General features: G+C 54.6%; 8 protein-coding genes. 1 reads left to right on the top strand and 7 read right to left on the bottom strand.

Annotated elements, in window-relative coordinates; translation table 11 throughout:
- The 6 genes from ACWB12_RS06800 to coxB form a co-directional block, all read right to left on the bottom strand.
- Positions 1-152: SURF1 family cytochrome oxidase biogenesis protein (locus ACWB12_RS06800; protein WP_479529310.1), on the bottom strand; the 152-nt coding region annotated here is incomplete at its 3' end.
- An 89-nt stretch (positions 153-241) separates the two neighbouring features.
- Positions 242-1,042, bottom strand: coding sequence for a cytochrome c oxidase subunit 3 (locus ACWB12_RS06795; RefSeq protein WP_479529309.1), 801 nt, complete (start codon positions 1,040-1,042; stop codon positions 242-244).
- 31 nt (positions 1,043-1,073) lie between these two features.
- The gene (locus ACWB12_RS06790; protein WP_479529308.1) at positions 1,074-1,646 is read right to left on the bottom strand and encodes a cytochrome c oxidase assembly protein; all 573 of its coding nucleotides are present in this window, start codon (positions 1,644-1,646) and stop codon (positions 1,074-1,076) included.
- The gene (locus ACWB12_RS06785) at positions 1,643-1,834 is read right to left on the bottom strand and encodes a hypothetical protein (protein WP_479529307.1); all 192 of its coding nucleotides are present in this window, start codon (positions 1,832-1,834) and stop codon (positions 1,643-1,645) included. Before ACWB12_RS06785 ends, ACWB12_RS06790 begins: the two co-directional genes overlap by 4 nt.
- 1 nt (position 1,835) lies before the next feature.
- Positions 1,836-2,774: a heme o synthase gene (gene cyoE, locus ACWB12_RS06780; RefSeq protein WP_479529306.1), complete on the bottom strand. Its 939-nt coding sequence runs from the start codon at positions 2,772-2,774 to the stop codon at positions 1,836-1,838.
- A 6-nt stretch (positions 2,775-2,780) separates the two neighbouring features.
- On the bottom strand, positions 2,781-3,641 hold the full coding sequence (coxB, locus tag ACWB12_RS06775) for a cytochrome c oxidase subunit II (RefSeq protein ID WP_479529305.1): 861 nt from the start codon (positions 3,639-3,641) through the stop codon (positions 2,781-2,783).
- A gap of 198 nt (positions 3,642-3,839) precedes the next feature.
- Between coxB and tldD the strand changes: the two genes are divergently transcribed.
- Entirely contained in the window at positions 3,840-5,258 is a 1,419-nt protein-coding gene (gene tldD / locus ACWB12_RS06770) for a metalloprotease TldD (protein ID WP_479529304.1), read from the top strand.
- A 195-nt stretch (positions 5,259-5,453) separates the two neighbouring features.
- On the opposite strand, the gene ACWB12_RS06765 is transcribed toward tldD, so the two are convergent.
- A partial coding sequence (locus ACWB12_RS06765) for a hypothetical protein (RefSeq protein WP_479529303.1) occupies positions 5,454-6,517 on the bottom strand: 1,064 nt, incomplete at its 5' end.

Here is a 6,517-nt window from a genome sequence, read left to right as displayed (position 1 = left end):
GCCACAGGCGCGCTGTCAATCCGCGCCTCAATTTGCGCCAGCATCTTGGCCTTCCACTGCATCCGGTCCAACTGCCATAGACCCAGCTTGATCAGAATGCCCGCTCCAACCAGACCAAACAACAACGCGGTGATGATAGATTTCTTCAACATATCCCCCAAAGGCAAAAAGCGCGAGGCACCCGCCCCGCGCTTCATTATTGTTCTATAAATATCCCCGCGCGGAGCGCAAGAAATCTCTGTTACCCACCCCAGATATAAACCGCGCAGAACAGGAACAGCCACACCACATCAACAAAGTGCCAATACCATGCCGCCGCCTCAAGCCCGACATGTTGTTCTTGCGTGAACTGCCCCTTCTTGGCGCGGATCAGACAAATCGCCAAAAAGATCGTGCCGACAATCACGTGAAACCCGTGAAACCCGGTCGCCATGAAAAAGACAGATGGGTAAATTCCGTCGGTAAACCCGAACGCCGCATGGCTATATTCATAGGCCTGAAACACCGTGAACAATGCGCCCAGCACAATCGCAATACCAAGGCCGGTGATCAAATCCTTGCGGTTGTTTTCATGCACCAAAGCGTGGTGCGCCCAAGTGGCCGCAGCGCCCGATAGCAGCAGGATCAGCGTGTTGATCAGCGGCAAATGCCACGGGTCAAACGTCTCGATGCCCGCAGGCGGCCAGACACCGTCAACCTTGGGATAGCCCTCGGTCATCGGATACAGCGCACTTTTGAAAAACGCCCAGAACCAAGCGGCAAAGAACATGACTTCCGACATGATGAACAACACAAAGCCATAGCGTAGACCGATCCGCACCACAGGGGTGTGGTCACCAATCTCACCCTCGTGAACGACTTCGGTCCACCAACCATACATGACGTATAGAACGCCCACAAAACCTGCAAAGAACACCCAAGGACCACCTTCGGCAAAATAGTAAACGGCACCACCCAGCATGATGAACGCCGATAGCGCCCCCAGCAATGGCCAGATAGATGGTTCCAGAATGTGATAGTCGTGGTTCTTTTCGTGTGCCATGTGGCGTGTCCCCCTGTTTATGGGATAGTTTCTATTGGCCTAGGTCCGCAGGCAGCAATCGCGCCTCGACTTCTGGCAGTTCGGTTTCGTGGAATGTATAGGACAGCGTGATATGGGTAATGTATTTCGCATCGCGGTCCTCGACAATTTCGGGATCGACATAGAACGTCACCGGCATCTGCACCCGCTCGCCAGGTTGCAACACTTGCTCGGTAAAACAGAAACAGTCGATTTTGGTGAAATAGCCACCGGCATCATAAGGCACGACGTTATAACTCGCGGTGCCGGCAATCACCCGATCAGTCGGGTTGTAGGCCTCGTAAAACGCCAGCCCCGTTTCGCCGATTTTCAACTCCATCTCGCGCAGCATGGGTTTGAACTCCCATGGCATATCGCGGTCTTTGGAGGCGTCAAAGCGGATGGTCATCGTGCGGTCCAAAATTGTGTCCGATCCTGCCTCGGCAACACTGGTAGTGCCGCCAAATCCGGTCACTTTACAAAACCAGTTGTAAAACGGCACCGAGGCCCACGCCAATCCCCCCATCAGCACAACAACGCTGACAGTTTGCATAACGGTCTTGGTTTTGGGGTCCATCTGGCTCATTCGTTCGGCTCCGCTGGGATCACGCTGATACGGGGCGAATGATCGGTGGCTTCCATTGTGTCACCCGTCTGCATCTTGGCGATCGTTAGCCCGTAAACCAGCGCCACAAACGCCAACAACGTCAGGCCAACCCCCATGTTGCGGCTGAACCGACGCTTGTGAAGCTCGTGTTCTTTAACAATAGCCATTCTACCAGCCCCCCATACCAAAATTGCGCAAAATGCCTTCGGCCAGTAACGCGCCGAAATGCAGGAACAGATACAGCAACGATACACGGAAAAACTTGCGCTCGGCGCGGTATTTGTCGGCAATCGCCGTGTCCTCGTCGCGGCGCCAGATTTTCACAGCGCCCGTAATGAACCACAGGTTCAACAGCACTGACGCCACCAGATAGGTCGGCCCGCCAATGCTGGTAAACGCAGCGCCCACAGCCACGGGGGCCAGAAACAGCGTATAGGCCAGAATATGCGCCCGCGTGGCGCGGCGCCCGCGCACCACAGGCAGCATCGGAATGCCCGCCTTGGTGTAGTCATCGTTCATGAACAGTGCCAGCGCCCAGAAATGCGGTGGTGTCCACATGAATATGATCGCAAACATCAGGATGCTTTCGATTGAAACGCCGCCCGTCGCCACGGCCCAACCGATCATCGGGGGGAATGCGCCAGCCGCCCCGCCGATCACGATGTTCTGCGGTGTAATCCGTTTCAGACCCATCGTGTAAACCACAACATAAAAGAAAATCGTGAACGCCAGAATGCCCGCCGCAACCAGATTGGCCGCCAGCCCCAGCATCACCACAGCCATCACCGCCAGCGTAATGCCAAACGCCTTGGCCTCGCCCGCTGTCACCTTGCCCGCAGGGATCGGGCGGTTTTGCGTGCGCTTCATCTTGGCGTCGATGTCGGCTTCCCACCACATGTTCAACGCTCCCGATGCCCCGCCGCCAATGGCGATAAACAGGATCGAGGCAAAGCCGACGATCGGGTGCACCGAAACCGGCGCGACCAGCAAACCGACAAACGCCGTGAACACCACCAGCGACATCACCCGCGGCTTTAGCAGCGCGAAAAAGTCACCAAAGCTGGCGTCGTTGGAATAGGCGTGTGTGTTGAGGCTTGCGTCACTCATCTTGGCTTAATTCGACGCGACGGTTACGGGTTGCGCAACATTGGAAAACTCGACCTTGGCGCCCTTCAGCCATTCGTCGTATTTCTCGGGGCTGACAGCCTTGACCGTGATCGGCATAAAGGCATGATCCTTGCCGCACAATTCGGAACACTGGCCGAAATAGATGCCTTCTTTGTCAACGTTGAACCACAGTTCCGCCAACCGGCCCGGCACACCATCCTGTTTCACACCGAACGCAGGCATCGCCCATGAATGGATCACGTCGGAACCGGTAACCTGCATCACTACAACCTTGCCAACTGGCACAACGATGGCCGTGTCCGTCGCCAGCAAATATTCGTCCTGACTGTATCCGTATTCTTCCAGCTCATCACGCGCCAGCATATAGCTGTCAAATTCCAACCCGTCGTCGACGTATTCGTAGGACCAGAACCACTGGTTGCCCGTCACCTTGATGGTCAGATCTGCTTCGGGAATTTCCTGACTGTTGAACAGCACTGGCAGCGAAAACGCACCAATGAACACCAGAATGATAATCGGGATCAGCGTCCACGCGATTTCAAGCGGCGAATTATGGGTGAACTGGGCGGGCGTTGGGTTGGCCTTGCGGTTAAAGCGGAAAATCACGGTCAGCAGCAGCAGCGTCACAAAAATGGAAATCACGGTGATGATCCACAGCACCATATTATCCAGCCACACCAAATCGCGCATCACAGATGAGCTGGCAGGTTGAAAATTCATTCCTTGGGGAATCGGCTTGCCGATAATCTCAAGGTCGCCCAGTGCGTCCTGTGCAAAAGCACCCGCCCCCGAAAGAGCAACGAAAGCCGTAGCCCAAAGGCCTGATAGCATTGTAAAAAAGCGCATATTCTGTCCCTGTCCGGTTGGCCTCTATTTACCAAAGGCCTTTGTTTTTTGATCCCAGTTGATCTACATCAATCCGACGATGATACAAATCTTGTTGTTTCTATATGTGGTAAGACCATATTACACCTATCAAGATCAAGACCACACAGGCGGCAAATCACCATTTTATGTGATTTTCGCCAAAAAAGGACGTCTAAAATGTCGGAAAACACCTATCGCCCGCTTGAAACGAAACTTGACATGGATCAAACGCTATCCCTGTTACGACAGGCAACAGATGGCGCGGATGATGGCGAACTCTACCTTGAGCGCCGCCGCTCCGAAGTGCTGGTGTTTGACGATGGTCGTGTAAAAACCGCCAGCTATGACGCCTCCGAAGGCTTCGGGCTGCGGGCTGTCAAAGGTGAAACCGCTGGTTACGCCCATTCCACCGAAGTCACCAACGCCGCGATCAAACGCGCCATGCAAACCGTTCGCCTTGCGGTTGGTGATGGTGGCGGCACATGGGCCGACGCGCCCGCCGCTACAAACCAGCGGCTGTATTCCGATCAAAACCCGATGGACGACGCCTCCTTCCCCGTCAAAATCGACACCCTGCGCGAGATTGACGACTTTGCCCGCGCGCTGGACAAACGCGTCATTCAGGTCTCGGCCACCATCGCCGCCTCCATTCAGGAAATCGAAATCCTGCGCCCCGAGGGCGGCATCATCCGCGACACCCGCCCGATGTCGCGCGTCAACATCTCGGTGATCGTCGAACAGAACGGGCGACGCGAAAGCGGCGGCACCGGTGGCGGCGGACGCGCGGGCCTGACCATGCTGATTGACCGCGAACATTGGGAACCGGTGGCACGCGAGGCCCTGCGCATCGCGCTGGTGAACCTTACGGCCGTCCCCGCCCCCGCTGGCCAAATGGACATCGTGCTTGGCAACGGCTGGCCCGGTATCCTGCTACACGAGGCGGTGGGGCATGGGCTGGAAGGCGACTTTAACCGCAAAGGCACCTCGGCGTTCAGCGGGTTGATCGGCCAACAAGTTGCAGCGCGTGGTGTGACGGTGATTGACGACGGCACCATCCCTGATCGGCGCGGCTCCCTCAGCTTTGATGACGAAGGCACACCGTCAGGCAAAAACACCCTGATCGAGGACGGCGTGCTGGTCGGCTACATGCAAGACCGCCAGAACGCCCGCCTGATGGGCGTGGCCCCCACCGGCAACGGACGCCGCGAAAGCTATGCCCACGCGCCAATGCCGCGCATGACCAACACCATTATGATGGGCGGCAATGCGACCCCCGCCGATATCATCGCCGACCTAAAGGATGGCATCTATGCGGTCGGCTTTGGCGGCGGTCAGGTCGACATCACCAACGGCAAATTCGTGTTCAGCTGCACCGAGGCTTACCGTGTTGAGAATGGTAAAATCGGCGCGCCCGTCAAAGGCGCGACGCTGATCGGCGACGGCCCCGCCGCAATGAAACAAATCCGCGCCATCGGCAACGACATGGCACTCGACCCCGGCATCGGCAATTGCGGCAAAGCAGGGCAATGGGTGCCAGTGGGTGTGGGTCAGCCGACGCTGATGATCGGCGGGATTACTGTGGGTGGGGCTGGCTGATCGCCGCAGAAATGTCAGCGCCCGATCCGAGGGTGGGCTTCGATACAATTGTTAGGCAAACCAACACCCCCAAACCCACAACGCCCAAATAATTTGAAACGCTGCAAAAGCGCCCGCCCGTCGTGTTGAAGACACGCCTTCGGCATGATGGGGCGGATCGGGCGCTGACATTTTTGCAAAATGCCAAGGTGCACCCTACCGCAACCTAAACCTGTTCCTTAACCCCAGACCCAGCATGAACAGCAGCACAAACCCCAAAACCGTCTGCGCCCCGCTCAACACCTGCAAAACCCCGTTCAAATCCTCGTCCTTAAAATACCGCCGGTAAAAACCAAAGAACGAAAACAGGTTGGCAAAGCTCCAACCCATCGCAGGCCCAACCGACGAAACATCCGGCCACCAGCCATCCTTGGCCATCTCCAGCTTGGCAAGCAGCCCCGACAACCAAAAAACAAACAACCACCCCACAGGCCGAAAAACGCTGTTGCCATATTCTGAAACCACATCAAACAGCGTGTGCATCAAGTCATAGGCACCGCCATCTATCTTGCCTTTGCAACGCATTTCCATCCGGTGGAAAAATTGTTCCTCATCAACCCGCATGGTTTTGTTCATAAATAGCTGCAAACGGTTATATGCAAATGCTTGCTCTTCAACTGACATTTGGTTCACAGATTTATCCCCGCCATGGATCTTCGTTTCCCTTTCCCTAGGCGGCCAATTATTATTGTTTTTTGCATTGGTTGGAAACAAAGTTTTTTCAAATAACTCCGCCCCGTGAAACTCTGGCACATGCGTTAAAAACCGCGCATCAACGAATTTGGTGGTTGCCTCAAATTTTGCGGAACTAAAATCTACTTTACCAAAAAACCGAACTGGGTATGGGGCTTTTTCGTAATATTCATACCATTCAAAATCAGAGTTTCCTTTGAATGTCGCGGCCTGAAACAATACACCCGAATAAAATGTTGCGGATGCAAAACACGAATTCGATGCAAATGTTACATCCGAAAATATGGCAGCATCTCTAAAAGAAGCCATTCTAAAAGTTGCGGTTAAAACAAAAGTCGCATGCCTGAAATCTGCGTACCCCTTAAACTCCGTTTCGATATAAAAATTGTTCCCGCAAAACCTCGTGTAAACAAACAGGGCATTCTTGGAAAAATGCGCCTCAATAAAATCGCATTCTTTGGTGAAAACAAATCTTGTGAAATTGGCTGTTGTAGCAAAATATACCCTACGAAACTCAGTCTTGTTTT

Source organism: Profundibacter sp. (assembly GCF_056498605.1).
Note: the sequence above shows the minus strand (reverse complement) of the source record. Positions and strands in the feature narration are given on the sequence as shown.

What these genes read in the sequence shown, in the direction of transcription:
- ACWB12_RS06795 (WP_479529309.1), bottom strand. Translation starts at nt 1,042, where the DNA reads ATGGCACACGAAAAGAACCACGACTATCACATTCTGGAACCATCTATC.
- cyoE (WP_479529306.1), bottom strand. Translation starts at nt 2,774, where the DNA reads ATGAGTGACGCAAGCCTCAACACACACGCCTATTCCAACGACGCCAGC.
- tldD (WP_479529304.1), top strand. Translation starts at nt 3,840, where the DNA reads ATGTCGGAAAACACCTATCGCCCGCTTGAAACGAAACTTGACATGGAT.
- coxB (WP_479529305.1), bottom strand. Translation starts at nt 3,641, where the DNA reads ATGCGCTTTTTTACAATGCTATCAGGCCTTTGGGCTACGGCTTTCGTT.
- ACWB12_RS06785 (WP_479529307.1), bottom strand. Translation starts at nt 1,834, where the DNA reads ATGGCTATTGTTAAAGAACACGAGCTTCACAAGCGTCGGTTCAGCCGC.
- ACWB12_RS06790 (WP_479529308.1), bottom strand. Translation starts at nt 1,646, where the DNA reads ATGAGCCAGATGGACCCCAAAACCAAGACCGTTATGCAAACTGTCAGC.